Below are 25,996 nucleotides of genomic sequence, written 5' to 3' on the forward strand. Positions count from 1 at the left end.
AACAAAGCTATTTACTAACAAAGCTTTGGGCGGAATGAGTTGTAAGATAAATGTGGTTTAAATAAATAAGGTGGCTTGCGCCACCTTATTTTGTAAATAACGTTTAACCGTTAACTTACGCTATTCCCTTGTGCGATAAAAACTCATCGTAGTTGCCATCAAAATGGTTAAGCTCTTGGTCTTTTATTTCTATAATCTGGGTGGCTAGCGAAGAAACAAACTCTCGGTCGTGGCTAACAAAAATAACCGTGCCGTCAAATTTGTAAATCGCATTGTTGAGCGCTTCGATAGACTCCATATCCATGTGGTTGGTAGGCTCATCTAGCACAAGCACGTTGATATCTTGAAGCATTAGCTTGCCAAACAGTAGGCGGTTTTTCTCACCACCTGAACACACTTGCACTTTCTTATTAAAATCGTCAGACGTAAACAGTAAGCGTCCCAGCATGCCTTTTATTTGAAGGTCATCATGCTTCGGACTGCGCCATTGGCTCATCCAATCAAATAATGTCATATCTTTGGCAAAGAATTTGGCGTTGTCTTGTGGAATGTAACCTATCGCTGCGTTTTCCGCCCATTTAATGTTGCCCATTGTTGGCGCTAAATCGCCCACTAGGGTTTTCAATAGCGTGGTTTTACCTGCGCCGTTTTCACCAATAATCGCCAGTCGCTGACCTGCTTCAAGCAGCAAGTTAACGTTGCTGAAAAGCGGAAGGTCGGGATAGCTATGGCCTAGTTCTTCAAGGGTTATTGCTAAGCGATGCAGTTTTTTGTGCTGCTTATACACAATGTAAGGTTTACGGCGACTCGACGCTTTCACCTCAGACAATTCAATTTTTTCTAAACGGCGAGCACGTGAAGTTGCCTGCTTTGCTTTTGACGCATTTGCAGAAAATCGCGCAACGAAGCCCTGAAGCTCTTCAATTTCAGCTGATTTTTTCGCATTTTCGTTGAGCAGTTGCTCTTGCACTAACATTGCAGCCTGAACGTAATCGTCGTAATTACCTGGGTAAGTACGAAGTTCGCCGTAGTCGATATCCGACATATGAGTACACACTGAGTTTAAGAAGTGTCTATCATGGGAAATAATGATCATGGTAGATTTACGCTTGTTAAGCTCTTCCGCTAACCAGCTTATGGTGTAAATATCCAAGTTGTTGGTTGGCTCATCAAGTAGCAAAATATCAGGTTCTGCAAACAAGGCTTGAGCAAGAAGAACACGCACTTTTTTACCCGGTGCAATTTCTTTCATTAGGCCAAAGTGGTAGCTTTCATCAATACCGGCAGAGCTTAATATATCGCCTGCTCGCGCTTCAGCTGTGTAACCGTCCATTTCGGCGAACTGGGTTTCAAGATCGGCAACACGCATACCGTCTGCTTCGCTCATATCAGGCTTGCTGTAAATGGCGTCGCGTTCTTGCTTTACTTCCCATAATTCACGGTCGCCCATGATAACGGTGTCAACTGCGCTAAATTCTTCAAATGCGAATTGGTTCTGACTTAAAATACCGAGTTTAGTACCCGGTGCCATAGAGACATTGCCAGAAGTCGGTGTCAGTTCACCGCTCAAAATTTTCATGAAGGTAGACTTGCCGCATCCGTTTGCACCAATTAGGCCGTAACGGTTGCCGTTGCCAAATTTGGCAGAAATGTTTTCAAACAGTGGCTTAGAGCCAAACTGCATCGTAATATTAGCGGTGGTTATCAAAACAGGTATCCAGGGGAGTAAATCAGAAGATAAAGCTGGGCGCGTTTGTACGCCGAGGCAGCTTGCATTGCGCGCGCACTATAAGGAAATAAGGGCAATATGTCGAGGAAATTTTGAGCTATTGCCCTTATCTTCACATAAATGTCTCAATTAATGCTCTAATTCCTTCGAACTGAAAAGTGGATGCTGTAAAAGGCTTACAGTCATCTATTCAGATTGTGCGCTAAAGCAAATAGGGACTATGAGGAGCAATACCCCTATGCAGATAGCCTGTGTCTGTGGCTATCTAATGCTGGTAGGGTGATAGGCGAGCTATCCACTGCTGCTAAAGGCGCTAAATCATCTGTCGCCGGCAGCGCTACATCATGGTCTTTTGCGGCCTCATGCTGAGCTAAAAAGTGCTTTCCTGCGCTCACGCCCACTTTATAATCATGACGCAAGTCGCTATCCGTACTCCCAAGAAGCTTGCTGTGCAAGGGTTTGCCAGCAAATATTTGGATGATCTCCACATCTGCTGGTGGGTTTGCGATAAACGCTAACTCTTGCTGATAAGCCTGTTCGTGCTGCACTAAATAATTAATCGTTTTGGGGCAGTGGCCGGTTGCGCACACTAACGATTTCAGTTTGTGCAGCCACGCCGAACGCGCTTGAAAATTAATATCGCCGGTGCGAATAACAACAATTTTTCTTGCGCCTCGGTCGTACGCTTCTCGCACGGGCAGGGGAGCCGCCAAACCGCCATCTAAGTAAAAATCTGATGTAGGTGCCGCTGGCTCAATACAACGGGCATTGTACTTGCCATTTATGGCCTTTTGGGCAGCACCTTTGCGAGCACCTTCGCCCGTTGAGGTATTGCTATAAGAAGGCACGTCAAAAGGTTCAGCGTTACTAGTCGCAATTTTATAAGAGCTAGCGTTATAGTCTGTTGTAAGCTCTACGCCTTGTTTGTACAAAAAAGGGAGGGCACTGGACGCTTTGAGAAGCTCGCGCCATTGATTAGCACTTCCAGTTGGGCTTAGGAAATAAGGCTTCCGGTCGCGAGAGTTTGTAGCGGTAATCAATAGCTCTCTATCTCCTAAATTTTCAGTTGCGGCACTAAAATCTAATAGTCGATTTGTTTCTTTGGTTTTGTCGAAATACCAATCTAAATCAACAATATGCTTACCCACCAAGCCGCGGCCCAGTTGAAAAAAACGTTTGTGACGAGACAAACCTCTAATCAAGCGTTTTGCATATCCTTTTTGCCGCGCTAAAAAGCTGGTTAAGTTTTGAGAACCTGCTGAAGTTCCAATAAACATGTCGAAAGGGTCGTAATTTTCAGCCAACCACGCGTCGAGCACGCCAGCGGTAAAAATTCCTCGCTGTCCTCCACCTTCTGCAATAAGCGCTAGCTTAGTGCGCTCGTTTGCTTGAGGTGAGGTTGACGATGGGGCTGGGGTATTCATTTTGTTTCCTGTTCAACCGATAGTTAAGATGAAACAAAGGATATGGCGTTTTACGCCAATGCGAAAATTGAAAGAATGAATCGCAGTGATAGGAAAAATACAGTGACCTGGAAAGCGGAATAAAAAAAGCAATGTGCAAAAAAGACGTCCCTGTCAACACACTTACACACAAACACATTTGCCGTTAGGCAGAATTACATCGAAAGGCCGTGAGATTTGTACCACTTTCCTTTGTAAAGTCTTTCTATGACAGCCTGCTTTTCCCAGCTAAATAAATATAGCCAGTCGTTATCAATAAGCTCTTGCAACATGGTGTGTTTATTCACAATGTCGAGAATTTTGTGATTTGGGGCAACGATATAAACACCCAGCCGTTGAGGTTGGTGAACCCAGCGCTCACCGTTGTGAAGCGACTGTTTTGAAAGCCCTATTCTCAAGTCGCCAGAATTGCCTTCAAAAACACCAATGTTGTTGCCAAGGGCGTTGTGAAGCACCTTATTTCCGCTGCCCAACTTTTCGTTATCGGTTACAGACGCGTTGTACTGCGCGTTAATCCAGTGGGTAACAATCATCGGCGCTGTCATTAAGGTTTCAAGCACAGAAGAATCTACATCATTTTGCCAGGTATAGTCGTGTAAAAAGCTTTTGCCTTCTAAGTCTACTCCTCGAGTGCGCTGTCGAGGTCCGATAATAAACGACGCGTTACCTGCAAGGCCCCACTCAGGCTGAACTTGAGACCAGTCTTTTGCGCGGTGCTGAAAGCGCTGATCCCGCTTCTTGTCCGATTCAAACTGTAAATTGGTACTGTAGTGTTTTGCCCTTTCTTTTTGCGCGTGGTGCTTAGCTTTTAGCAGCCAGTTTTTTACTTTCTCTGGTACTGAATTATCAAAACACTCCACATCATCGGTGGTGGTGTTATGCAGGGCAGGGATGAAACGCGTATTGCCTGCAATTTTGTGACCCATTGTTTTCAGCACGCTGCGAACCTCTTCGTCATTGAGAAGTTGTGCTAGTACACGCACATTAACCTCGCCAGATTGACCGCCGCAGGCGCCGCAATCCAACCCTGCGGCATGCAGATTATTTCTAGACTTGCTGCCATGACCTACCAGCAAAACAGTAGGAGAGAACTTAACCATTCCCATCATTTTAAGCGCACCTGCAGCAAGGGCCACTTTATCAACTAGGCCGATAGGGCCGTTTTCATTTTTAATTTCCCAATTGCGTTCATGACTTAGTGAATTCATCGGGTTTTCTTTACTCGATGGCAGCCAAGAATTTTTTAGAAGTTTAAAGGCATACCACCACCCTGCAGACTCCACCATTGAAAAGCTTCCAAGTGGCGACTTACTCCATTTGTGCCACGTAGAGCGCTGCTGAATAAATTCGGTGCGATAAGATTCAGTACCCGTTTCCGATACTAAAAGCTGCGGAGCAAGAAGCCCGGGAAGTTGAGGACGCTTAGCTTCTGTATTTGCCGGTGCATAGGCTACAGGCATTCCAAAAAAGCCTGCAAACCCCATGGTTTTCACTGAAGGACTTTGAAGTTCTAAAACACGGCGAATGACTTCAGAGCGAACATCAATGCAAAAAATTGCCTGTACATCTGCGTGGGTTTGCTCAGCCGGAGTACAGCTGATCAATTTTGCCTGTAGCCGCTGTTGCTGTTCATACTCGTAGGCATACATCATTACCCACTGGCTTTGCTCTTCTCGTTTAAACTGCGCTATTCTTGCCGGGAGTTGATTTAATACGTAAGACCATCTTGTTCTTACTTGGTTAGCTTCTACTGCATGGTGTTTTTCATAATACCGATACACAATGAGTTCCCAAGCAAGACGAATAGCGAGTAAACCCTGCAGTTCGTTTTCGTCTTTAAGCCAAGTGCGATAAGCGATATAAGAAGACCACCCGTTAATACTCATAATGAGCGCGTAGAAATAGTCTTGCGCTTTGCTGGTATCTAGCGCCAGTGTTTTACTCGCTTCAAGTAGAAGGCCATCAACACTTGTTGGTAGAGTTTCAAATACTTTCTTAAGCCCGCGGGTATTCATCAGTACGTTGATGCCGGCGTCGTGCTTTAACCCATTGAGCCAACTTTTATATAAAGTGTCGGCGGCAGAATTGCTTTCAACGTGAACCAGCGGTGATTCGTGTTGATAGTACGCGGCGCAAAACTGACTGATTTGAAATAAGCATTCATCTTGCCAGGTCATCTCACTGGCCGAGCGATAGCTGTCGAAATACTTCGTAATTAGCGGTAGAGCAATTTTTTGCCTCGAATCGCCTAGCGTAGACAAAAACGTTGCGCTATCAAGCGTAATGTCATACTGCGCTAAACTGTGGGAAATTGCATGGTCTGAGATCTCTCCCTCTTTATACAAATCTAACCAATGAGACGCTGGCATGACGGTTGATATACCAGCTAGGGCATGTACTTTTGCAGATACGTCTTGCTGCGAGCTACTTATTAGCTTCCAAAACGGGTTTACCGCAATTAATTTATCTAGGGGGAAATTTGGAGCCACTCCCTCGCAAGCTTGGGCTGCAGCTTTTTGAATACGCTTCTCGTCAAGGCTAGAAGCGTTAAGTGAGATAACGGTCATTACTTACTCCCAATTTTAGAGACTGAGGCCACATGATTACCTTGTGTTTTTCTTTCACGCAGCGGTATTGGATATAGTTTTAATGTGACTTTGGTAAACCATTCATCGAGGTAAAACCCTGCAAACAAGAGCTGTTTAAAACGTTTTACAAGTATATGGCTAGCAAATGTCTGCATGGCAAAGTGCAGCGCAAATAGCGTGACTAACAGTGCTGATACCCATATGTCCATTAGCGAAAACATGCCAATTGGGGCCGGGTAAGCGGGCACAATATAGCTTTGAATAATGCCTTTTATTGTTGCGTAAAAGCTTACAAGAGCAATGGTGATAGCCACTAAGATATACATTTGCGTTTGGTCTGAATTAGCCGTACGCATGGCAAGAAACGAGGTGAATGCCAGCGCCATCAGTACCCAGGGGCTTGCCGGGCCTTGATAGCTGGATAAAGAGAAGCTAGCGGCAATGGTAAGAGAGGTTATGAACGCCGCGTTTAGCCAGTCGGCATAAAGGGGGGCTCGATGGGCGCTAATATTGTGCTCTAAGGTTTCATAAACCGCCGAACCTGTATTTAAAAACGCATAGGCCTTATAAAACGAGTGAGCAACCAAGTGGATTAGCGCAAGTGAATACAATCCCATGGCGCACTCAATGAGCATTAACCCCATTTGTGATGATGTTGACCAGGCAAGGCGTACTTTGATAGTGACTCGTGTGGTCATTATCAGCGCACTGAAAAACACACTCAATCCAGCCACCGCTAAAAGCATCCATTGGGCTGGGGGGCTAACAGCAATGAGGGGGGCAAAAGCCAGCAATAAATAGCCGCCTAAGTTTATAACACCAGCATGAAGTAGTGCGCTCACTGGTGTGGGAGCCTCAACAATATTTATCAACCAGCCATGTGCCGGAAGCTGAGCGCATTTAAGTAATGCAGCAGCACTTATTAGGCAGGCGGCATACGTAGTTAAATGAGTGTTAGTTAAATGAGTATTAGTTAATTGGGTATTAGTGAAGGTTGATTGGGATTGGCTAAGCTGGCTTGCTTCATTCACGAGATACAAAATTTCATCGATATACAAGGTGTCGAATGTTAAAAACAGCAATACAAAGGCACCCGCCATTAAACACTCTGAGGTGCGAGCTAAAATAAACTTTTTATGCGCCGCAATAATGGCGCGTGGGCGCTCGGGATAAAGTAGCAGTAAGTTGTGCAAAGAAAGACTGACCGCTAGCCATCCTGCCCAGAAAATAATGAGGTGGTTGGCTAAGATAGTAATAACCACAGAGGACAAGGTAAGCTGCATCCAGCGCAAGAAACGGGGGTAGCAGGCTTCACCGACTAAGTAATTGCGAGAAAACCGCATAAGGATGGTGCCTATTGCTACAACCGTTAGCATAACAATGGCTTTCATAGGGGAAATAGAGACTAACATGACACCCACTGCAGTTGTCCCCTCATCAGTAAGCATGCTGCTAGAAAGGCCAGTAACTAAAGACACGACAAGAAGTGTGATGCTTCCCACAATAGCGACTTCCTCGATGTTGACAGTTGAGAACAATGTGGCTTTTTTGCTGGAAAACCAAGACAGTATGGCCCAGAACAGTGGCAACGAAATTAGCAAAAATGCGCTGGTTTGAGGTGACATGTTTTACTCCTTTTTTGTTTTAAGCAGTAAAGCACGGTTTTTTTCATTTAAAAAATAGATATATATTTAAAAATCGTTCGTATTTTTAACTGTGTTAATTTTTTGTTTTAAGTAAAATATTGAAAAGTATATTGAATGTGAATTTATGTTGGCAATTCGTTCTGTTTAATGAATGTTTATGTTTAATAATTTGAATTTTATTTTATATTCATTGAGGGCGATCATTACGCTAACAGAATTTTTGTATAACGAAGCATGCAACCGACAACCCCTATTCTTCACTTTCCCAACGACTTAGCGCAGGCAACTGCTTTTATTAAAGCAGGTGAGTGCGTGGCTATTAAAACCGAGACGGTATACGGCCTTGCTGCCGATGCATCGAACGAAGATGCGGTGAAAGCCATTTTTAAAGCCAAAGCGCGACCAGCCACAAACCCGCTTATTGTTCACATTGCCAGTATTGCTGATATGAAAAAGTGGGCACGGGATATTCCATCGCGGGCTTATTTATTGGCTGAAAAATATTGGCCGGGGCCGTTATCCCTATTACTAAAAAAGCAGCCATGGGTAAGCAATACCGTCACCGGTGGGCAAGATACCGTGGTGCTGAGAATGCCAGCGAGTGATGATTTCATATCGTTAATCAACGCCGCGGGTGTTGGGCTTGCTGCTCCCTCTGCCAACAAATATAAGTTTATAAGCCCAACTAGCGCTGACCACGTGCTTACGTCTTTACATGGACGAATTGCCGCAGTGGTAGATGGAGGAAGGGCGGAAGTGGGTATTGAGTCGACCATTATTGATGTAACGGGAGAGACGCCCTGCATATTGAGGCCTGGGCCTATCAACCGCGACAGCCTGAAGCGTGACTTACAAACCGAAGTCACTTTCAAAAACAATGAAGGTCTTACTGTACCAGGCAGTGTTTTACAGCATTATCAGCCGAATACGCCAGTGAAGATGCTTTCCAGAGACGCGCTAATGCAAAAGAGATTTACTAAAAGCGAAGGCTTAATATCTCATTCATCTTACACATGGCCTTTAGAAAAAAGAAACCACATTCAACTTTCTCCGATGCCTCAGCAATACAGTCGCGACTTTTATGATGCATTGCATCAACTGGATAAACAGGGTCTGAGTTGTATTTACATCGAAGCCTTACCTAAAACCGAATCGTGGTTCGCACTGAATAATCGATTAAGCCGAGTAGTGGCTTTGGGCTAATTTTTCGTCTGTTCAATCAACTGCTGAACGTGGGGGGAACTCGTTTTTTCGATAGTGTAACGGCATAAAAATGTTCGTAGGCGTCGGGCAGACTTTGTTGAATATGTAAAAGGCCATTGGCAATTTCATCGCGAACTACCACTTCAGGCATTATTGAAAAGGCGCCGCTATCTCGTGCTAACAATCTAAGCATCGCCATGTCGTTGGTTTCTGCCTTTATTTTGGGGGTGTATTGAAATTTGGCGCAGGCAATACTAAATGCAGAGCGAATTTCACTGTTTTGGGAAGGCAGAACCCAAGTAGCATCGCCATAACTATTGGGGAATTTACGGGTTCGCTGTGGTTTGGTAGGGCCAATGATCTCAATGGCTTGGCGGGAAACCAATTCGCTGTGCCATATGGCGTTCTGCTGGCCTAATTCAACATTGTGGTTGGTGAGTATAATATCGAATTTAAAGCTAGAAAGGCCATCGAGCAGGTTTTCTAGGCTATCTGTTTGCAAAGAGAAAGTAGCAAATTTATCGTTGATAAGCGGTAGCGTAAAACTTTCTACAAAGTTTCGAGACAAGTTCGATAATACGCCAATTGAAACGTGCCTATGTTGAGTGGGTAGCCCCTTATTGATCAAACTCTCTAGTTCTTCGCCTTTCGAAAATATGTCGTCGGCGTAGGCAAGTACCTGCTTACCCTCGGGCGTTAGAATAAGTGAACGCCCCTTGCGGGTGAGAAGCTCTATACCTAAGTGCTGTTGAAACTGTTTAAGCTGGGCCGATATAGCCGACTGCGAGAGGTGAATTTCGTTGGCTACTTGGGTTAAATTACCGGTATTCGCGACGCGCCAAAAATAATACAAATGATGATAGTTCATTCTCGACACGAGGTTATCTCCGCTACTTAATTTACTGTAAATAATACCTTAATTTGTATCAGCTTCACATGCTCTTATACACGCCAAAATCATGGAAAGTAAAAATATAAGTAAAAATATAAGTAAAAATTAATATGAACCGAAGTTTTGTCGTGAAGGTAAAAAATGACGAAAAGTTAATGTTTACGAAGTAAGGATGTTCACTATGAAGACAATTTCAAAGGTATTGGTTACGGGGCTAACTGCGCTTGTAATGATGTCGGGTCACGTGCATGCAGAGGCTATTAGTTCTGACAGTGTTATGCAGTCACAATATGCCCAATACAATAAAAGTCAGCTCATTGAGATGGTGAACCGAGAAGATGTGCAAAATAAATTGGTGAGCTTAGGAATAAGCGGTGACGATGCCATTGCCCGTATTAATGGCATGACCGACAGTGAAATCGCACAGCTTAACAATGACATTAACGAAGCCCCAGCAGGAGGCATTGTTGGTGCAGTTCTTACTGTGTTAGCCGTTATCGCTATTTTAGATCTTGCAGGTGTGACAGACGTTTATCCGTTTATTCGTCCTATTAGCAACTAATTAGTATGCTAAATAGCGTAAAGCGAGCCTGCTTTAGAGCAGGCTTTTTATTGTTTACCTTTTTGCTTACAGCCTGCCAATCTTCTCCGCAGGCCGATAGATTAAAGCAAGAGGGGATGGCATCGCTCCCCTCCACTTATATTATAGATGATGTTCCTTTCTACCCTCAGGAACAGTTTTACTGCGGGCCGACAACATTATCTGAAGTATTCGGATTTTATGGTGTAGATATTCCTCCCGAAGCCATTGCGCCTAAAATTTTTCTTCCAGACAAGAATGGTAGCTTACAACTTGAGATGGTTAGCGCTGCTCGCTCTTACGGTTTTCTGCCTTATTCGTCTCGCGGAACGCTGACGTCGATTATCGAGTTAATAAACGACGATATCCCTATTATTGTGTTTCAAAACTTATCTATTCAGTTATTACCGCAGTGGCACTACGCTGTTGTGTTTGGTCACAACAACGAAAAAGGTACGGTTACTTTGCATACCGGCGTTACAGAGCGACACGAAATGTCTTTGTCCCTATTTGAAAAAACATGGGCGCGAGGTAATTATTGGTTTTTGGCGCCTGTGCCGCCGGGTATTGCTAGTTCAGCCATGGAGCCTTTCACTTATATTAGTGCCGCTTACGACATGCTTAAAATAGGCAAAGACGATGTGGCGCTGCCACTGTTAAAAACAGCAGCAAAGCAATGGCCCTCTGAGTGGTTAAGCTTTTTTCTGATTGCTAATTATTACGCTCAACAAGATAGCTTGACTGCGCTTCGTTGGTTCAGTGACGGCTATCCAGTAGCAAAAAAACAGCAGCCATTTGTGCACAATTATATAATCGAGCTGTTAAAGCATGGCAAGCGTGATAAAGCGAAAGAAATAGCTGACAGTGCACTGGATACGTTCCCCAATGATGATGCGATAGCAGCGGTTATCGCTGAAAACGCCCTGTAATATTGCGATAGACTCACTAAGCTACGAGCAGTAGTTGCCTGCGTGGCGTAAGAGTTGCTTTATATTTTATTGTGTTCCAATAGCAATGCAGAAAAAAATATTAAGCAATCTGCGGGGGAGTGGACTAGCGTGGGGTTTATAAACGATTTAGCGCCCAAACAACTGGCAGCGATAGCCGGTTTATTGTTGGCTGTTGTAGTCCTTTTTTTGGTGAAACGCCTTTTTTTGGTGCGTTTGAAAGAAAAAGCTCGCTCTGAAACAAGCAGTATGTCGGGTATGTATCGGGTACTGGTTTTGTCTTTAAACGCACCCCTTAGCCTAACTATTTGGGTAATATTTTTACTGCTTGTAAAAAGCGTTGTTTCTGTTTTTAAGGTAGACGATGAACGCACACTCACTGTACTTAACGTACTTATTGAGTCGAGCATTATCATCACACTGTTCCTTTTCTTAGAGCGTTTTCTTACCTATTCTCTTCGTCGCTACAAAGACCAATCGTCTTTAGTTAAAAATACCAGTGCCATTGCCGGTGGGGCGCTTCGGGCAGTATTAGCGGTTCTGGCCATTCTCATTATTTTAAGCGCGATGGGTATTTCTATAACGCCCATTGTGGCTTCACTAGGTATCACTTCTTTGGCGGTGGCGTTAGCACTGCAGCCTACCCTTGAAAACTTTTTTTCAGGCATTCAGTTAGTGATGGATAAGCCTATTCGTATAGGTGATTACATAGAGCTAGATTCAGGCGAGCAAGGCTTTGTTGAAAAGATTGGATGGCGCTCTACCTGGGTAAGAATGCTACCTAACAATATTGTTATTGTGCCAAACAGCAAGCTGTCTAATTCAAAGCTGATTAATTATTACTATCCCGAGCGGGAGCTATCGGTGCCTGTTGAAGTGGGCGTGCATTACAGTTCTGACTTAGATCACGTAGAAAGAGTGTGTTTAGAGGTAGCCAAACATACACTGCACACCCATGAATACGGAGTAGATACCTACGAACCGTTTGTGCTTTTTCATACCTTTGATAGTTCGAGCATTAACCTTACGGTAATGCTGCGAACCCGTGAATACTTCAACCGCTTCTTTATCAAAAGTGCGTTTATTAAATTGCTTAAAAAGCGCTTTGACGAAGAGGGCATCGTTATCCCATTTCCTATTGCTGCAATTAATCTTAAACAGGAGCAACAGCAAGAGCAGCAACAGGAGCAGCAGCAAGGCCAGAAATAAAAACAGCAACAAGGCCATAAATAAAAACAGCAATAGGAGTAAGCCAATTGCCATAGGGAACAAGGTTGTTAGTGCTATCTATTTCTTGTTAAAAAGTAATCGGCACTCACGTATTTTCCGCCGCCGTAAATAAGTAGTACGAGTAACATAACAAAATAGGTAGCGGCGAATTCAATGCCATTATTTAACACCACAATATTGCCACTTGAAGTAAGCCAGTCGTAATTGCCGTGGGTTTGAAGGAGCGATTTGGCAGCAGCAAGCTTCTCAGGAGCGCCCATAATGCGCTCGTTTAGCAAAATAGTACCATCAGCCAGCCACGAAGAAGGATCAGAAATCGCTAGCCAGCCGTTTTTTCCATGCACGGTGACCATGGCCACCAGCATGGTTATTAGCAAAGGAACGCTAACTAGTCTGGTAACCAAGCCAAACAAAAGAAAGATGCCGCCCACCAGTTCGGCCGCTGTAGCCAGTAGCGCAAGTACAAATGGAAAGGGTAGCCCCAAACCGTAATCTTCATTACCGAACCAATCTACTATTCCTGAAAAGCTGCTGGCTTTATTCCAACCGGCCTGAATCATAACTGGCGCTAGATAAAGCCTTATTAATAGTAATGCTACCCCATCGAAATGGTGTAAACGCTTAACAGTATTGTCGTATTTTGAAATGAGCACGGCGATAAACCTTAAATGTGAATTTTTAAATAAGAACGCCTGACGTGCCAAAAAATTTCACGCCATAAAATTTCATGTTTTGTGGAGTATTACTCTGACAACGGTATCATCATTAAGTCTTGCGCCGCATAAACCGGGTGGTGTGTAGCGGCGAAAATAGCATCTTTTAACGCATTCAGCCCTTTTTCACTGCGCTTCATAATATGGGATAGCACTATGCGCTTAGCTTTCGACTTTACCGCTATATCAATAAGTTGCGCAGGTGTCATATGCAAATTTTTAGCGACAGTGCCTGCATTATTGCTTATGGCGTTGTGCACTACTAACATGTCTGCGTTGTTCGCAAAGTTGGCTAAGGTAGCGTCTTCATCGTTTGTATCGCCTGAAAAAACGATTGTGCAACCTTCAATATTTATTTTCCAAGCCAACGCCGGGATTGGGCCATGATTAACCTCGATGGCCGATACTTCAAGTGATGGGTTTACCCTATAATTAAACGCAGGCGCGGTAACCGATATTGGTATTAACGTATAATTATCTTGCTCAGGTTGAGTGTACGATGACAAATAACGAAATGCTCCTTGTTCTCCCATTAAGGCGCTCACATAGTACTCGGTTGACGGCATTAGATTATTACCTTTTGGCCCAATGATAGGCAGGTTCCGCGTTCGAGAGCCAAAATAGCTGCCTTTTATAAAGCTAGGTAAATCTGCGGCGTGGTCGGTGTGCAGGTGAGACAACACAATAATATCTAAATCGTCAAAAGCCGCATTGGCTGCACCAAACTGAATACTACTCCCGCTACCTGCATCAACAAGTACAAGCGCCGTATTATTATGCCATACAAGGTAAGCGCTTGATGCCCGGTTATCATCTAACTCTGGCCCTCCAGAGCCGAGTATTTGGACAGCTACATTCTCGCAATGTTGAGGAGATGAGATTGAAGATAATGCCGGTTCTCTTGTTGCCGTGCTACCTAAAACGTATGCACTTTGGAAAAACAGCAAGGCTGCACTTATATAGATAACGTTTCGCGATAGTAGTTTTAAGGTGGTAAAAAGAGTACTGACAAATCTCATGACTCACGTTCCTTTTGTTGCTCAAAGTGTAAATAGGCGGATAAGGCATATGTACAAGATTAGCATTAGGTGTAACAAGACGTATGAAAGTAACAGCTAACGTGAATGGGATACAGAGAGTTTATCGGTTATCTTTTACTAGAAAAAAACAAATTCGATAGATTATCAACACTCTTGTTCTTTGTGTTTCTTTCAAAAAGAGATGTATTTTGACAATTAGACTAAATCAATATGTGAAGAAAAGAACCGGCTTAGGACTAGGTGCTTCTGGCTCTTTGCAAAATATGCTTTCACGTTCCCTAGGGGCCAAATCTTTCAGCCATTTTTGGCGGTATTGGAATCCGATATGGAGCTACTATTTATCGCGATACGTCATGCGGCCGCTATCAAAATGGGTACCGCAGTGGCTAGCCATAATGATAACTTTTTCAGTAAGTGGAGCACTTCACGACCTAGCGGTTACCTTGCTTAAGTGGCACGCTATATTCTTTTTTACACCCTGGTTTGCAATCATGGGGGCAGCAGTTTTAGTCACAAGTAAACTGAATTTTGAATACGCTAACTTCCCGTGGGCCATTCGTGCATTGTTCAATGTAGCGATAGTAGTCGCATGTTATTTGTTGACCACGTTGCTTGATGAAGTGTTTGTGCAGGCTTACAGCTAGCTCCACGTTTATTGAGTTTTGGACTGTGAGCTGTGTTATACAATGGAGATGAGAATAATGCGGCTAAAAAAGGTATCACCACTGCTACTGTCCACTTTCACTATAGTAATACAGACATAATAAGAATTTTCGACGCAAGCTTTCACTTAGAACTCGTCGAAAACATGGCAGAGCGAATAATATGCCTCCACTGGCTTATGAAAAGCTAGAAGAATTCAAACGAGAGTCTGTCTAGAAAAGTCTGGTCGATTCAGAGAGGCAATTATCCGATAAAAAAAGGCACATTGAACATTTTCAATCTAGAAATGATAGCCCCAATCTAACTTTTATTTGGAGCAATCTCTTTGGTTCGTGTGGAAAAGATAACTGGGACAGCTGTGGAATATTTAAAGATACAAAGGGCCGACCTTATGACCACAACAAGTTAATCAAGCCTGATCAAGATAACCCCAGAGAATACCTGCTTTTTTTAACCAATGGGCTAGTGGTGCCTCGCCCCAAGACTTCCCCGAGCACCTCAGAAAAAGCAGCCACCACAATAAAGGTGTTTAATCTAAATGCTGCTCCTAAACTAGTAGGCGCTAGAAGAGAAGCATTGCGTTCTTCAGTTAACACGGCGAAAGAAATTTATGAATGGCGGGAAGGTGGCGAAATAGACGAAGATACTTTTGATGAACTTATCCAGGAAGAATTGGAAAGCCTTGAAGGGCGAGAGTTTGAAACTGCACTCAGAGATATCTTCGAATATAACTCTTTTTATGGCGAATGACTTGCTACACATTTGCTACATATTTCAAAAAAGAGGTTTCAAGAAAAAGAGGATCAGGCTGCAACCCTTTAAAAATGGCTCACCCGATAGAATCGGAATCTATGACCTTTGCCTCCGGAGTGCAAAACTGACCAATTCATTGTGAAATCGCGAGTTTGCTACAAATTTGCTATAAAAAAACAAAATAACAAAGAATGTTGGTGGTTACTTACGTGGAGTGCGAAGAAAAATGGTGGCCCAACCCTGACTTGAACAGGGGACCTGCCGATTATGAGTCGGATGCTCTAACCAACTGAGCTATTGGGCCATTTTGAATTTTATATTGCGCTGCGTTAACTATGTGATTTAAAACTATGTTTGAAAGCAACATGTGCTTCACATATTTAAGCGACCGCAAGTATAAGCAGTTTTATTTGGCTTGTCACGCCTTGGCAATAGCTTTATGAATTGTTTGCTTTATTTTTGTTCACATTAGCGCAAGATGTGGTGAAAAGCTTTGATGATGGGCGTAGCTTTCTCTACTCCTACTAAGTTTCTTGACTCGCTATAGCCAAAAGCAGCACTATTAGGGCTGTTTGTGTTAGCTCAAGTCTGTTTTCGATTGGCTCAAGGCTGTTTGCGATTAGCCCAAGGCTGTTTGCGATTAGCCCAAGGCTGCAAACAATTGCTTGGGTTAATTTACTACGCTTTTATTAAACTTTACTTCCTTATTGCTTGTCTATTAGATGTCTCATCTCTTTTTTTACAGGATAAACGCCCCGTTATGAACATGCATTCTCGTTCTGCTTCTTTGTTAGCACTATTGTTTACTGCCACCTTGTCATTGAGTGGTTGTGATATGGGGAGCTTTGGCAGCAGAGAAGCTGGTGAAATACCGTTTAAACTAGTGGGCGTTGAAACTGATGCCTGTCCCGTCATTGTGCGCGCCGGAAACGACAGATGGAATATCGACTACTTTGGATTCTATTTGAGTAAGCCAGAGGTGCGGGTTGACGGAAAATGGCAGCGAGTGAAATTTAGGCAAACACAATGGCAAACGCCTTCAACTGCACTGTTAAAGTTTCATACCATGTGCAGCAACCCAAGCGATGCGAACAATAAGATTGTATTAGACGTTTCTGAAGAGCTATTGAAGCTGTCAACCAACTTGCGTTTCACTATGGGGCTGCCTTTAGAGCAAAATCACGCCGACATTAGTAAACAGATGTCGCCGATTAATGATAAGTCTATGTTTGCAAACCAACTAGACGGGCATATGTTTTTACGGTTAGACGTATCAAAAACTGGCGACCCTTCATCTACATGGTCTTATCATTTGGGTAATGCAGGGTGTGAAGATACAGGTATTGATGAGGTGAAAGTTGAGGCGTGTGAATTCACTAACCGTGTTGAGTTCATTCTTCCTATGACACAGCTAGATACCGACCTAGACATTGATATTTCAGTGTCTAATATATTTGCTCAGTTAGATATAAATGAGGTGGACGACTGCAAGTTTGCGTCATCCGAAATTGCCCCATGCAAGAAGCTGATCAACAACTTGGTGTACCGCCCTTGGATAAAGTGGCACTAAATTAGCGCAATAAATACAGAAAAGAGGCAGTAGTTGCAGCGATCGTAGGCAAAAGGCGACAAAAAGTCGTATTTATTTGCCTGCTTTATTCGTTTTATGTTTATACTTTAGTCAAAGCAATAGCTTACTGCGTATGTGCTATGCATATATTTAATGGTAAGCTTATACAATAATATTAACATTGCATTGCCTTATACAGCAGGTACGCTGTCGCGGAGATAAAAATGACAGAAAGAGCCTTTATTACAAGTGGCCGTAACACCATTATTCACAAAATTCGAAAGCTAGATTTATTGGTCATTAACGGAGATGAACACCCGCCTGTTATTGTTACCTACAAAGGTATAAAGCAATACGAAGGGAAAGTGCCAGAGAACAAGCGCGATGCCAAAATGATGGATATGGAGCTGGTCGACGTGACCACAAGTGACGTGTTTGGCGATGAAAAAACATTGGTGTTCATCCAAACCCTTAACGGGAAAGAGTACAAAATAGACTACTCGAAAATTGGCACCAGCATGTTTATTAAAATTCATCAAGACAGCTTCTTCTAGGCCGATAGTGAGTTTTAGCAAGTATTGATTTTAAAAGTAAGGGCTAGTTTCTAGCCCTTACTTGTTTCTGACGCCTCACTTTGCAGCATTTCATCATTAACTAAAGCGTTGTGATCATTTATTAGTAAGACCTTTGTCGCGCTTTTCAGCATGCGAGTATAAGAATACACTTGGTAATCAATATCAAAGAGACGAAAGGCGAAAATGCTTCAGCTTAAAAATACGTTCATTGGCGCTTTTACTATTTTACTCGCCTATTACGGCGGGGTATATCTTTCAGCTTCCCTCGGCCTGCCCATTCCCGGCCCGCTACTAGGGTTAGTATTATTGCTCTCTTTGCTCTTTGCCTTTCCTAGTATTGAAAAGCACACCACATTGATGGCGCAGCCCCTACTCAAGCACATGTCTGTACTTTTTGTTCCTGCGGTATTGGGAGTCAGTGTTTATTGGAGCGATATTGAAGCCAATGCGGTGGCGCTGGTTCTAGCGATTGGGGGCACCACAATATTAAGCTTGGGGTTAACGGCGTGGGTTGCGAGTAAATTAATGAAGAAGAAGTCGGTGTAGGGCCATGATAGATGCGTTCCTCAATACCTTTACCGTAAATGGCCTTGTATGGTTATTTGTTACTCTGTGTTGTTACGCCATTAGCGTAAAAGTGAACTTGTTTTATAAAGGGCACCCTTTATCACACCCACTGGTATTAACGGTATCGCTGGTTGGGTTAGCGCTTCTACTCAGTAATGTAAGTGTACCGCAGTATCAACAATCCGCATCGTTATTACACTGGTTATTGGGGCCTGTCACCGTTGCCTTAGCGCTGCCTATTTTTAAGCAGTGGCAAAAATTAAAGCATTACGGCTGGCGACTATTTGTCAGTATTGCGGTAGGCGGCGTACTGGCTCCACTATTGGCTTGGTTTACGTTGTATACGCTTGGCTCGCCTATTTCGCTGCAGCTCACCATATTGGCTAAATCAATAACTACGCCGCTGGCCATGGAAGCCACAGCTCAAATTGGTGGCATACCCGCGCTAGCGGCCGTTTTTGTTATCACTACCGGTATTGTGGGTGCTGTGGTGTCAAATACGGTTTTTTTATTGTGTCGCGTAACAAGCCCAGAAGCTCAGGGCATCGCCCTAGGTACAGTGGCTCATGCAGTAGGCACAGCCAAAGCTATTCACATGGGCGAGGAGGTAACCGCAATGGCAACGCTTGGGCTTTGCATTAACGGCCTGCTTACCGCATTTATTTTACCCCTCCTGTTCAGCATGGTGTTATAAACCTACAGCGGCATTAATTTAGCGCGACCGTTGGCAATATTCCCCAAAAGTGCTATTTCTTAGTAATGTATTTCATATCATTATACGCGTTAGCAAAAGTGCGTTTCAGTTTGCTGCTATTTTGCCGATATCGTTACATAAGGTAATAATTAACAATGTCGGTGAAAACTGGTTTCTAAAAATTAGGTGGTATAAAAACTTAATGTTTTCCGTACTCGTTTGTGATGACTCATTAGTTGCACGAAAGCAAGTGGCTAAGTGCCTCCCCCAAGATTGGGAAGTAGCTGTTCACTTTGCTAAGAATGGTGAAGAGGGGCTAGCTTCTCTTATCGCCGGTAAAGGCGACTTACTGCTACTCGACTTAAATATGCCCGTGCTGGATGGGTACGGCACTCTAGAAGCTATTCAAAAGCAGGGCCTTAAAACTAAGGTTATCGTGGTGTCTGGCGATATTCAGCCCGAAGCTCGAGACCGAGTACTCTCACTGGGTGCATTAGATTTTATCCGTAAGCCCGTTGATCCTCAGACGCTGGCCGAGGTGCTAGACAGACACAATATTCGCCATGCCGACCAAGAGGAAGTGCACGAGGTTACTCCCCTTGACCCTGACATTCGCGATTGCTACCAAGAAATTACCAATATAGCCATGGGCCAAGCGGGCGACCACCTAGCCAGAACCATGAACGTATTTGTTGAATTACCCATTCCCAACGTCAATCTCATTGAAGTGTCTGAACTTCATATGATGCTGTCAGATATAGAAAGTCATGAAGAAGTCACCGCGGTTTGCCAAGGCTTTTTAGGGCCAGGTATTAGCGGCGAGGCACTGTGTATTTTAAGTGATTCGAGCTTCGACGACGTGGCCAAAATATTAAATGTAGAAGGTGAGGTAGACGACCAGCTTCAATTAGAGCTATTGATGGACGCTGCCAGTATTCTAATTGGCACCTGCCTCAGCGGACTGGCAAATCAGATGGATGTTAATTTCAGCCAAGGGCATCCTATTGTACTTGGTCAACATCGCGCGATTACCGAAATCATCAGTATGAACCAAATTAAGTGGAAGCGAACGCTTGCCATTGAATTAAGCTATGGCCTTGAGGGCTACAACGTTCAATGCGATCTCATTTTGCTGTTCACTGAGGAGTCGATGAAAATGATGAATTCAAAACTCGCCCATCTACTGGAGGACTTTTAATGAATCAGAATCTCGACGATTTATTAGAGTTCCATTGGATGATGGATATGCTGCAAACCGTTGATGTAGGTATTGTGGTGTTAGATAAAAGTTTTTCTGTGCAGGTGTGGAACGGCTTTATGGAAAGCCACAGCGCAATGCTACCTAGCGAAGTAAGAGACAAATCGCTATTTGAGCTATTTCCTGCCATCAAAAAAGACTGGTTTATGAAAAAAGCCAAGCCAGTGTTTGAATTAAAAACCCGTGCATTTATGACATGGGAGCAACGCCCTTATTTGTTTAAGTTTCCCAACTATCGGCCGATTACAGGTAGTGAGCCATACATGTATCAAAACATCACGCTTTCACCGTTGACCTCGGCAACGGGTAAGGTTGATTACATCAGTATGATGATTTATGACATGACTGATGTGGCAGTAGGGAAAAAGCAATTAGAATCGTTGCAGGTATCGGTGTCAGAGGCGCAGGAGTCGAAAAGAGTACTCTAGCGTTAACGCAACTGCATCGCCTCATTCCTTACTCCCTCAGTAATTTAAAACATACTGTTTTTTAAAAGCGCGGCAAATAGGTTGTCGTGCTATTGGAGCTTATATGCAAGTAACGCCTTTTATTCTTTCTCCTCGCTTTTTTACTGCTACGGCACGATTTTTTGTTGTGTGTTGTGGTGTCTTTATTTTAGGCGCGTGTGGCGGAGGCGGCTCCGATTCCAACAGCAGTCCAGGCAACAGCGCTCTGGCGGTAAATGCAGGACCAGACGCCACTGTTACCGAAGGGGTTACTTATACATTAAGCGGCAGTGTAACCGGCGGAGACGGTACCTACACCTATAGTTGGACTGCGTCGCCTTCCCTTGATATTACCCATGACGATACATCCACGTCTTCAGCGAGCTTTGTCGCTCCATCGGTAAATGAAAGCACCAGCTATACCATTACGTTAGCGGTGAATGACGCAAGCGGTAATTCAACCAGCGATGCCACTATCATCACAGTTGCGCCTGTTAATATCGACCCCGTGGCTGATATTTCGGTTCCACAGTGGAGTGGTTTGCCAGCCAATAATTTTCCAGGCGGTGTGAATATCGTACTAGACGGTTCTGGCAGCAGCGATGCTGATGCGCCAGTAAATACAAACGCTATAGCCAGCTATACGTGGTCGCAAACCAGCGGAACCAATGTCATCACGGGTGTGGAAACCAATTTATCTACGTTGAGTATCACAACGCCTATTGCAAACGATCCACAGACCCTCGAATTTCAGCTAGAAGTGGTTGATAGCGAAGGGGCGAGCGACACCGCTTTAGTGAGTTTGTCTATTCAATCTGAAACTGAAACGTTACCAGAAGCTAACGCCGGCTTTTCGCAAGGCGTATTTAGTGGTGAAGTTATTGTGTTGAATGGACAAGCGAGTACCAGTATTCCGGCGGCAGAGCCGCTTCAATATTCTTGGGAGCGCAGCAGTATTGCAAATTCTTCTTTGTCTGTTGCGACTGGCTCAAACCTTAACAATAGCGACCCAACAAGCACATCGGTAAGCATAAAAGCCGTTGACGATAGCGATGCGCTATCTACCTTCGCTATTGCCCCTGCGGTATCGTCTGCCACAGTAGTGACGTATACGCTTACCGTAACCGATGCCAATAGCAACAGTGTTGAAGATTCTATTTCGGTGCGTATTCAACCCATGCCAACAGCGTTGGTGAACGACACAGGTTTTCTACAACAGGCTACAAATAACGCGTTAACTCAAGCACAACAAAACGATTTCCCTGGCCAAGACGGTCAGCGCGGCTCTGATATTATTGAGCAAAACGGGTTAATAGAAAAAGCAGGCAGAGGAAAAGCCGGTTTTGATTTTACCCGCTTAAACGCAAACGGCGATGAGCAAGACGCTGATGCCCAGACATGGTCTTGCGTTCGCGATAACGTAACCGGCTTAGTATGGGAAGTGAAAACCGATGACGGTTCGGTGCGCGACGTAAACTTTACCTACTCTTGGTATAGCGAAGAAGTTAACGGCGGTTTTGAAGGCGACCAAGTGGGCATGGCCGCAACATGCCTGCTCACTAACTGTAATACTTCGGCTTATGTGGCCGAGGTTAACTCACAAGGTTTGTGCGGCTTTTTCGATTGGCGTATGCCCACACACAAAGAGCTCTTTTCTCTCATGCACCTCGGTGACGTTAGCGGGGCGGCGATAGATGAAGATTACTTCCCTAACACGGGGGCAGTATCGAGCACGCCTCTTTGGTATTGGTCGTCGGTGCCAAGCGCAGACGGTGTAAACAGCGATGATGCTCAAAATTCATGGGCGTTAGATTTTGACTCGGGTGTTGATAACTTTCTCAATAAGTCTACGGCAGTAAGAGTGCGTTTAGTGAGAGCAGGGAGATAACGTTATGAAACTACCTATAAGCAACACCTTTATGACAAAAACTGCGGTAGCCAAAAACAGCATATTAAACGTTAAGCGGGTAGGGGCATGTATGTTAGCGGCGCTATGCATCACTCCCAGTGTGGCGCTGGCGCAAGAGTGTTTGTCAGATGGCCTTGAAACCACCCCTAATGACAACTTTACTGCCGTAACAACTAGCACATTACTCGATGTGACTACCGACCTTGTGTGGCGACGTTGCTCAGAAGGGCAAACCTGGAACGGCTCAACCTGCGAAGGTGAAGCAATAAAATACACGTGGCAAGAGGCGCTGCAACTAGCTCATCAAGCAAGCGACGAAGATTTGCTTGGCTGGCGTTTACCGAATGTGAAAGAGCTTGCTTCGATTACCGAGCGAGACTGCGTAAGGCCCGCTGTAAATAGTGCGCTTTTCCCGGCCACCCCCCCGGATGATTTTTGGACTTCTACACCCTCAGCTGACGATCCTGATAGAGCTTGGGTGGTTGCCTTTTTTAATGCAAGCCATTCGATTAAAGAAAAAGACCGGTTTATTTATGTTCGCTTAGTAAGAACATTTACCACCGACAATTAGAGATGCGGGACTATGACTCGTTTAATCTTCTTCTATTTGTATTGACTCTATTTGTATCGAGAGTGAACTGCCAATGAGCACAATTCCTAGTTTTTGCATTCACAAAACCACGGAAAATTATTCAACGAAAAGCACATAATGATTTATGTGCTTTCTTTTTATTCAGTCAAATTCAAGTTCAACCTGATTTTTAGCACGTTAAACTCAACACGGCTTTTTATTTTGTCGTAAGCTAGCCACAATAGCGTTATGAAATACTTCCTTCGTTTCAAACCTTTTTCGATACTGCTTTGCTTACTAGCAGGGCTGCCTTTTTCTACGCATGCAGAATACACCTGTAACATTGATTTTGCCTACGGTATTGCGGTTAACAGTGACCAACTTCGAGTGATGGATAAAACTCGCACAGTGGTACAAATTAACGAACAGTCTCAGCTTTTTATTAACGGGCGGTTGCAAACCCTTAACGATGAACAGCGCGCATGGCTTAAAGAGTATTCGAATGGACTGCATTATGTAGTACCTAAAATGATAGTGCTTGCCACAGAGGGAGTAGATTTAGCTATAGATACTATCGAGCATGTTTATTTAGGCTTAGTCGGTAGCGATCACGATAGCTATGAGCGTTTAAATACCGCTATGAAGCGAGTACAAGGCCGAGTCAAGGATAAGTTTCGTCATGCCAGCAATCACTATTTCATTGGCCCGGGATCGCTAGAGAGCGTTGACGAGTTTGTAGACAGTGAAATTGAAGCACAGCTTGAAGAAGCTATTTCTACTTCTGTAGGTGGGATCCTCTCAGCTATCAGCGGTATAAATACCGACAGTAGTGAAGTAAATGAAGAAAAAGTAGCCGCTATTACTCGTCAGCTGAATAACGTTGGTGAAGGCTTAGATGTTGGGGATAAGGCGACTACTTTGCGTAAAAAAGCCGAATGGTTTTGCGAAAAATTAAAGCGTTTAGACATTGCCGAAGAAAAATTAAGAGCGAGTATTCCTGCGTTTGAACCCTACAACATTATTACTTCGCAAACAGCACAAACGGCCAACGAGTAAGCCCGGCGCTGCCGCTTTGCAAACAAACTGGCGCTTTTAAAACTGCTACTTTTAAAATTGCAATGTATAACGCGGTGCAGGCTCGTTTGCATGGCATTACACAAAGCAGGAAAGCAGCGTATTTAAGTAGCGTCTGCCCTTAGCGGTGACCTGCCAGTGATGCGGTGTAATGTCTAGCAGTCCTTTTTGCGCAGCATCATCTAGCGCAGCTTTTACCTCATCGCTTATTGAAACGCCTGTTAGCGCACTATAGTCGTCGATAGGGCAGGGCTCTAAAAGACGGAATCTATTCATAAAAAATTCAAAAGGAATATCGTCTTCTTCTACCAGTGTGGTGGTATCGATATAAGGGCGACTCATTTCCATATAGCCTCTAGGGTGTTTCACCTTTACTAGCCTTTTTATCGTCCCGCTTTCTATATCCGTTATTTTGCCATGAGCCCCGCAGCCAATACCTAAATAGTCACCAAAACGCCAATAGTTCACATTGTGGCGACACTGATGGCCTTCTTTTGCATAAGCTGAGATTTCATATTGCTTATAGCCAGCGGCCTCTAACACGCGGTGCCCACGTTCTTGAATTTCCCATAATATGTCGTCATCCGGTAGCTCAGGAGGACGAGAGTAAAAGGGCGTGTTTGGCTCGATGGTCAGCTGATACCAAGATAGGTGATATGGATTAAGAGCGATGCCTTTATCTAAGTCTGACATGGCATTGTCGACGCTTTGCTTGGGTAATCCGTGCATTAGGTCAAGATTGAACGTAGGCAGTCCAGCGCTGTGCGCTTGCTTTACTGCATTGATAGCTTGGTCATCGTTATGAATACGGCCAAGCACCGCTAAATGCTGCGGTTGGAAGCTTTGAATTCCCACAGAAATACGGTTTACGCCAGCTTGATAAAACCCTAAAAACTTTCCAGCTTCCACGGTGCCAGGGTTGGCCTCCATGGTAATTTCCGCATCAGGTGCTAAATTTACCCGGGCTTTTATGCCAGCGATAATATCTGCCATTGCGTCTGCAGAAAATAAGCTTGGTGTGCCACCACCAATAAACACGGTATCTACCTGCCTATCGCCAATAGACTTGGCGTCTTCTGCAAGGTCGTCGAGTAGATGAGCCACGTATTCTTTTTCTGGCAATGCCGACTTTAATCCATGTGAATTGAAGTCGCAGTAAGGGCACTTTTGAACGCACCAAGGAATATGCACATACAAACTAAGGGGTGGATTACGCAAAAGCAGATCTCATATTATCAAGTAAAATGGCCAGCGCTTTACCGCGATGACTAACACGATTTTTTTCGCCGCTTTCTAGCTCTGCCGCAGTGCAGCCGTGGGAAGCAAGATTAAAAATGGGGTCGTATCCAAAACCACCATCGCCCTGGCGAGCTTTAAGAATTTCGCCTTGCCATTTGCCTTGGCTGACAAGCGGTACAGGATCATCGGCGTGACGCATAAATACCAGTGTGCAGAAAAAGTGGGCTTTGCGTTTTGCTTCGCCATCAAGGGCAGCCAAAAGCTTATCGATATTGTCACCGTCGTTGGCGTTTTCGCCAGCATAGCGAGCCGAGTAAATGCCTGGAGCACCGCCTAATGCATCAACCACCAACCCAGAGTCGTCTGCGATAGCGGGCAAACCCGTTACCTGAGCTGCATGGCGCGCTTTAATAATGGCATTTTCTACAAAGGTGGTACCTGTTTCTGGTACGTCTTCAACGCCCAGTTCTTTTTGTGCAATTACGTCTACGCCGTATTCAGCAAAAAGAGAGGTGAATTCACGTACCTTGCCTTGATTGCCCGAGGCTAAAACAATTTTTTGGGGAAATGTCATATCATTACTCTGAGTTGAATAGGTTTGCCACTGCCAGTGGACCAAGTGAACTGAGTCAACAGCAGGGCGCTG

General features: G+C 44.2%; 24 protein-coding genes and 1 tRNA gene. 15 read left to right on the forward strand and 10 right to left on the reverse strand.

Annotated elements, in window-relative coordinates:
• Window positions 1-115 precede the first annotated feature (115 nt).
• The 4 genes from O9X84_RS00265 to O9X84_RS00280 form a co-directional block, all read right to left on the reverse strand.
• Window positions 116-1,708, reverse strand: coding sequence for an ABC-F family ATPase (locus O9X84_RS00265; RefSeq protein ID WP_269517483.1), 1,593 nt, complete (start codon window positions 1,706-1,708; stop codon window positions 116-118).
• Between the two features lie 257 nt (window positions 1,709-1,965).
• Window positions 1,966-3,153, reverse strand: coding sequence for a patatin-like phospholipase family protein (locus tag O9X84_RS00270; RefSeq protein ID WP_269517485.1), 1,188 nt, complete (start codon window positions 3,151-3,153; stop codon window positions 1,966-1,968).
• Between the two features lie 194 nt (window positions 3,154-3,347).
• Entirely contained in the window at window positions 3,348-5,759 is a 2,412-nt protein-coding gene (locus tag O9X84_RS00275; RefSeq protein WP_269517486.1) for a YbcC family protein, read from the reverse strand.
• Window positions 5,759-7,405 carry an NADH-quinone oxidoreductase subunit L gene (locus tag O9X84_RS00280; RefSeq protein ID WP_269517487.1) on the reverse strand — a complete coding sequence of 549 codons (1,647 nt, stop codon included), beginning with the start codon at window positions 7,403-7,405 and terminating at the stop codon, window positions 5,759-5,761. The genes O9X84_RS00275 and O9X84_RS00280 overlap by 1 nt, the downstream gene beginning before the upstream one ends.
• Window positions 7,406-7,660: 255 nt before the next feature.
• Between O9X84_RS00280 and O9X84_RS00285 the strand changes: the two genes are divergently transcribed.
• Window positions 7,661-8,629: an L-threonylcarbamoyladenylate synthase gene (locus tag O9X84_RS00285; RefSeq protein WP_269517489.1), complete on the forward strand. Its 969-nt coding sequence runs from the start codon at window positions 7,661-7,663 to the stop codon at window positions 8,627-8,629.
• Window positions 8,630-8,645: 16 nt separating this feature from the next.
• Here O9X84_RS00285 and O9X84_RS00290 read toward each other — a convergent pair whose 3' ends face one another.
• Complete coding sequence (locus O9X84_RS00290; protein WP_269517986.1) at window positions 8,646-9,497, reverse strand: LysR family transcriptional regulator; 852 nt, start codon at window positions 9,495-9,497, stop codon at window positions 8,646-8,648.
• Between the two features lie 205 nt (window positions 9,498-9,702).
• On the opposite strand from O9X84_RS00290, the gene O9X84_RS00295 reads away from it, so the two are divergent.
• The 3 genes from O9X84_RS00295 (at window position 9,703) to O9X84_RS00305 (ending at window position 12,257) form a co-directional block, all read left to right on the forward strand.
• Entirely contained in the window at window positions 9,703-10,083 is a 381-nt protein-coding gene (locus O9X84_RS00295; RefSeq protein ID WP_269517490.1) for a DUF6627 family protein, read from the forward strand.
• 5 nt (window positions 10,084-10,088) lie between these two features.
• Window positions 10,089-11,030 carry a PA2778 family cysteine peptidase gene (locus tag O9X84_RS00300; RefSeq protein WP_269517491.1) on the forward strand — a complete coding sequence of 314 codons (942 nt, stop codon included), beginning with the start codon at window positions 10,089-10,091 and terminating at the stop codon, window positions 11,028-11,030.
• A 129-nt stretch (window positions 11,031-11,159) separates the two neighbouring features.
• On the forward strand, window positions 11,160-12,257 hold the full coding sequence (locus O9X84_RS00305) for a mechanosensitive ion channel family protein (protein ID WP_269517493.1): 1,098 nt from the start codon (window positions 11,160-11,162) through the stop codon (window positions 12,255-12,257).
• A 74-nt stretch (window positions 12,258-12,331) separates the two neighbouring features.
• Here O9X84_RS00305 and O9X84_RS00310 read toward each other — a convergent pair whose 3' ends face one another.
• Entirely contained in the window at window positions 12,332-12,931 is a 600-nt protein-coding gene (locus O9X84_RS00310) for an HvfX family Cu-binding RiPP maturation protein (protein WP_442864481.1), read from the reverse strand.
• A gap of 89 nt (window positions 12,932-13,020) precedes the next feature.
• Window positions 13,021-14,010, reverse strand: a complete 990-nt coding sequence (locus O9X84_RS00315) for an MBL fold metallo-hydrolase (protein WP_269517494.1) — start codon at window positions 14,008-14,010, stop codon at window positions 13,021-13,023.
• Between the two features lie 209 nt (window positions 14,011-14,219).
• Here O9X84_RS00315 and O9X84_RS00320 point away from each other — a divergent pair, with 209 nt between their 5' ends.
• On the forward strand, window positions 14,220-14,675 hold the full coding sequence (locus tag O9X84_RS00320; RefSeq protein WP_269517495.1) for an MBOAT family O-acyltransferase: 456 nt from the start codon (window positions 14,220-14,222) through the stop codon (window positions 14,673-14,675).
• A gap of 241 nt (window positions 14,676-14,916) precedes the next feature.
• Window positions 14,917-15,444, forward strand: coding sequence for a retron system putative HNH endonuclease (locus O9X84_RS00325; RefSeq protein WP_269517989.1), 528 nt, complete (start codon window positions 14,917-14,919; stop codon window positions 15,442-15,444).
• A gap of 230 nt (window positions 15,445-15,674) precedes the next feature.
• On the opposite strand, the gene O9X84_RS00330 is transcribed toward O9X84_RS00325, so the two are convergent.
• Window positions 15,675-15,751: transfer RNA gene (locus O9X84_RS00330), tRNA-Ile, on the reverse strand.
• Window positions 15,752-16,207: 456 nt separating this feature from the next.
• Between O9X84_RS00330 and O9X84_RS00335 the strand changes: the two genes are divergently transcribed.
• The 9 genes from O9X84_RS00335 (at window position 16,208) to O9X84_RS00375 (ending at window position 24,093) form a co-directional block, all read left to right on the forward strand.
• On the forward strand, window positions 16,208-17,017 hold the full coding sequence (locus O9X84_RS00335) for an MbnP family protein (protein WP_269517497.1): 810 nt from the start codon (window positions 16,208-16,210) through the stop codon (window positions 17,015-17,017).
• 224 nt (window positions 17,018-17,241) lie between these two features.
• Window positions 17,242-17,571, forward strand: coding sequence for a hypothetical protein (locus O9X84_RS00340; protein ID WP_269517498.1), 330 nt, complete (start codon window positions 17,242-17,244; stop codon window positions 17,569-17,571).
• Between the two features lie 204 nt (window positions 17,572-17,775).
• Window positions 17,776-18,138, forward strand: a complete 363-nt coding sequence (locus tag O9X84_RS00345; RefSeq protein ID WP_269517499.1) for a CidA/LrgA family protein — start codon at window positions 17,776-17,778, stop codon at window positions 18,136-18,138.
• A gap of 4 nt (window positions 18,139-18,142) precedes the next feature.
• Window positions 18,143-18,853 carry an LrgB family protein gene (locus O9X84_RS00350; RefSeq protein WP_269517501.1) on the forward strand — a complete coding sequence of 237 codons (711 nt, stop codon included), beginning with the start codon at window positions 18,143-18,145 and terminating at the stop codon, window positions 18,851-18,853.
• Between the two features lie 202 nt (window positions 18,854-19,055).
• A complete protein-coding gene (locus O9X84_RS00355) occupies window positions 19,056-20,051 on the forward strand; it encodes a response regulator (RefSeq protein ID WP_269517502.1) in 996 nt (331 codons plus the stop codon).
• Window positions 20,051-20,539 carry a PAS domain-containing protein gene (locus O9X84_RS00360; RefSeq protein WP_269517504.1) on the forward strand — a complete coding sequence of 163 codons (489 nt, stop codon included), beginning with the start codon at window positions 20,051-20,053 and terminating at the stop codon, window positions 20,537-20,539. The genes O9X84_RS00355 and O9X84_RS00360 overlap by 1 nt, the downstream gene beginning before the upstream one ends.
• Window positions 20,540-20,642: 103 nt before the next feature.
• Window positions 20,643-22,445, forward strand: a complete 1,803-nt coding sequence (locus O9X84_RS00365) for an Lcl C-terminal domain-containing protein (protein WP_269517505.1) — start codon at window positions 20,643-20,645, stop codon at window positions 22,443-22,445.
• Window positions 22,446-22,536: 91 nt separating this feature from the next.
• Complete coding sequence (locus O9X84_RS00370; protein ID WP_442864487.1) at window positions 22,537-23,037, forward strand: Lcl C-terminal domain-containing protein; 501 nt, start codon at window positions 22,537-22,539, stop codon at window positions 23,035-23,037.
• Window positions 23,038-23,286: 249 nt separating this feature from the next.
• The gene (locus tag O9X84_RS00375; RefSeq protein ID WP_269517506.1) at window positions 23,287-24,093 is read left to right on the forward strand and encodes a YggN family protein; all 807 of its coding nucleotides are present in this window, start codon (window positions 23,287-23,289) and stop codon (window positions 24,091-24,093) included.
• A gap of 96 nt (window positions 24,094-24,189) precedes the next feature.
• On the opposite strand, the gene hemW is transcribed toward O9X84_RS00375, so the two are convergent.
• The gene (gene hemW, locus O9X84_RS00380) at window positions 24,190-25,329 is read right to left on the reverse strand and encodes a radical SAM family heme chaperone HemW (RefSeq protein WP_269517507.1); all 1,140 of its coding nucleotides are present in this window, start codon (window positions 25,327-25,329) and stop codon (window positions 24,190-24,192) included.
• A complete protein-coding gene (gene rdgB, locus O9X84_RS00385; protein ID WP_269517991.1) occupies window positions 25,322-25,924 on the reverse strand; it encodes an RdgB/HAM1 family non-canonical purine NTP pyrophosphatase in 603 nt (200 codons plus the stop codon). The genes hemW and rdgB overlap by 8 nt, the downstream gene beginning before the upstream one ends.
• Between the last annotated feature and the right edge of the window lie 72 nt (window positions 25,925-25,996).

This window comes from Alteromonas sp. BMJM2, assembly GCF_027257845.1.
In the GTDB taxonomy this organism is placed as follows: domain Bacteria; phylum Pseudomonadota; class Gammaproteobacteria; order Enterobacterales; family Alteromonadaceae; genus Alteromonas.

Bases quoted from the DNA above. Each gene is read 5' to 3' on its own strand.
- O9X84_RS00345 (WP_269517499.1), top strand. From the start codon at position 17,776: ATGCTTCAGCTTAAAAATACGTTCATTGGCGCTTTTACTATTTTACTC.
- O9X84_RS00300 (WP_269517491.1), top strand. From the start codon at position 10,089: ATGCTAAATAGCGTAAAGCGAGCCTGCTTTAGAGCAGGCTTTTTATTG.
- O9X84_RS00295 (WP_269517490.1), top strand. From the start codon at position 9,703: ATGAAGACAATTTCAAAGGTATTGGTTACGGGGCTAACTGCGCTTGTA.
- O9X84_RS00370 (WP_442864487.1), top strand. From the start codon at position 22,537: ATGTTAGCGGCGCTATGCATCACTCCCAGTGTGGCGCTGGCGCAAGAG.
- O9X84_RS00315 (WP_269517494.1), bottom strand. From the start codon at position 14,010: ATGAGATTTGTCAGTACTCTTTTTACCACCTTAAAACTACTATCGCGA.
- O9X84_RS00270 (WP_269517485.1), bottom strand. From the start codon at position 3,153: ATGAATACCCCAGCCCCATCGTCAACCTCACCTCAAGCAAACGAGCGC.
- O9X84_RS00365 (WP_269517505.1), top strand. From the start codon at position 20,643: ATGCAAGTAACGCCTTTTATTCTTTCTCCTCGCTTTTTTACTGCTACG.
- O9X84_RS00340 (WP_269517498.1), top strand. From the start codon at position 17,242: ATGACAGAAAGAGCCTTTATTACAAGTGGCCGTAACACCATTATTCAC.
- O9X84_RS00375 (WP_269517506.1), top strand. From the start codon at position 23,287: ATGAAATACTTCCTTCGTTTCAAACCTTTTTCGATACTGCTTTGCTTA.
- O9X84_RS00335 (WP_269517497.1), top strand. From the start codon at position 16,208: ATGAACATGCATTCTCGTTCTGCTTCTTTGTTAGCACTATTGTTTACT.
- O9X84_RS00355 (WP_269517502.1), top strand. From the start codon at position 19,056: ATGTTTTCCGTACTCGTTTGTGATGACTCATTAGTTGCACGAAAGCAA.
- O9X84_RS00275 (WP_269517486.1), bottom strand. From the start codon at position 5,759: ATGACCGTTATCTCACTTAACGCTTCTAGCCTTGACGAGAAGCGTATT.
- O9X84_RS00285 (WP_269517489.1), top strand. From the start codon at position 7,661: ATGCAACCGACAACCCCTATTCTTCACTTTCCCAACGACTTAGCGCAG.
- O9X84_RS00280 (WP_269517487.1), bottom strand. From the start codon at position 7,405: ATGTCACCTCAAACCAGCGCATTTTTGCTAATTTCGTTGCCACTGTTC.
- O9X84_RS00350 (WP_269517501.1), top strand. From the start codon at position 18,143: ATGATAGATGCGTTCCTCAATACCTTTACCGTAAATGGCCTTGTATGG.
- rdgB (WP_269517991.1), bottom strand. From the start codon at position 25,924: ATGACATTTCCCCAAAAAATTGTTTTAGCCTCGGGCAATCAAGGCAAG.
- O9X84_RS00290 (WP_269517986.1), bottom strand. From the start codon at position 9,497: ATGAACTATCATCATTTGTATTATTTTTGGCGCGTCGCGAATACCGGT.
- O9X84_RS00360 (WP_269517504.1), top strand. From the start codon at position 20,051: ATGAATCAGAATCTCGACGATTTATTAGAGTTCCATTGGATGATGGAT.